The following is a 1667-nucleotide window of genomic DNA, read 5'->3' on the forward strand; positions in this document are numbered from 1 at the left end:
TCTTAAAAAAACAAGAAAAATAACTGTAGTTTAAATAATTTTTAGAACAACCCCATCAAAAATTTTTACAAAATTTTGCCGAATCTAAAGAGAAAGGAATTTTTTTGCGCTCCATTTAAATTGCAAAAAACACTCAAAATCTGACGAAATGTCACGCTTTTTTCTTTGGCAGAATGTTTGTGAATAAAAAGGAAAATAAAGATTGAATTATGGTAAATCAGGATATTAACGAAGAAAGCATCAATAATCAAGAAGATACGAATATTCAGAACGAAGCGGCAACTGAGGAAAATGTGACAGCAAAACCGACAGCAGAGGAACTTTTGGCAGAAGAAAAGGATCGTTACATCAGATTGTACGCAGAATTCGAAAACTATAAAAAAAGAACGAGCAAAGAAAAAATGGAGTTTTTCCAGTATGCAAATCAGGATATGATGATTTCTATGCTGGGCGTATTGGACGATTTTGAAAGAGCGATTAAAGAAATCGCGAAGAACGGAAATCCTGCTGATCTGCAAGGTGTTGAATTAATTTACAACAAATTCAAAAATAAACTGACAGAAAAAGGACTGAAAGCAATGGAAGTAAAAGCGGGAGACAGCTTTAATGTGGATTTCCACGAAGCGATCACCCAGATTCCTGCTCCGTCAGAAGATTTGAAAGGAAAAATTGTAGATGTTATTGAAACAGGATACACTTTAGGAGAGAAAGTAATCCGTTTTGCAAAAGTAGTTACAGGAAATTAACATAAGCAATAAGTGATGGGTAATAAGCAATTTTTGATATTACTCATTATTCATTACTAATTACTCATATAAAGATGTCAAAAAGAGATTATTACGAGGTTCTTGAGATCAGCAAATCTGCATCAGCCGACGAAATAAAGAAAGCATACCGTAAAATGGCCATAAAATATCACCCTGATAAAAATCCGGGAGATAAGGAAGCCGAAGAAAAATTTAAAGAAGCTGCAGAAGCTTACGAAGTTCTGAGCGACGAACAGAAACGTGCACGATACGACCAGTTCGGACACGCAGGAATGGGCGGAAACGGAGGCTTCGGCGGAGGCGGTTTCGGAGGCGGAATGAACATGGAAGATATTTTCAGTCAGTTTGGAGATATTTTCGGTGGCGGTTTCGGAGGATTCGGCGGCGGCGGAGGAGGTCGTCAACAGGTAAAAGGTTCTAATTTAAGAATCAGAATTAAGCTGAATCTTGATGAAATGGTGAACGGAACGCAGAAAACCATTAAAGTAAAGAAAATGAAGATGGCAGAAGGTGCCACTTCAAAAACCTGCCCTACCTGTAACGGTTCCGGTGTACAGCTTAAGGTAATGAATACGATGTTCGGACAGATGCAGACCCAGACAACCTGCGGAACATGTCAGGGAATCGGAAAAGTGGCAGATAAAATTCCGGCGGGCGCCAATGCTCAGGGATTAATTAAAGATGAAGAGGAAGTAACGATTAATATTCCAGCGGGAGCAAGAGACGGCATTCAGCTTAACGTAAGAGGAAAAGGTAATGATGCTCCTTTCGGTGGAATTCCGGGAGATTTACTGGTAATTATCGAAGAGGAAGTTGATAAAGTAATCAAAAGAGAAGGCGATAATCTTCATCAGGAATTGTATATTTCATTTGCTGAAGCCGCTTTGGGAACGAAAAAAG

At 38.7% G+C, this 1667-nt stretch carries 2 protein-coding genes; both read left to right on the forward strand.

The annotated features are described in order from the left end of the window. The first annotated feature begins 209 nt into the window (after nucleotides 1-209). Nucleotides 210-746, forward strand: a complete 537-nt coding sequence (locus WFK35_RS22640; protein ID WP_076392462.1) for a nucleotide exchange factor GrpE — start codon at nucleotides 210-212, stop codon at nucleotides 744-746. A gap of 74 nt (nucleotides 747-820) precedes the next feature. Then, nucleotides 821-1667, forward strand: an 847-nt coding sequence (locus tag WFK35_RS22645; protein ID WP_336734883.1) for a DnaJ domain-containing protein, incomplete at its 3' end; no start/stop codon positions are given.

Source organism: Chryseobacterium sp. VD8, from assembly GCF_037149975.1.
In the GTDB taxonomy this organism is placed as follows: domain Bacteria; phylum Bacteroidota; class Bacteroidia; order Flavobacteriales; family Weeksellaceae; genus Chryseobacterium; species Chryseobacterium indicum.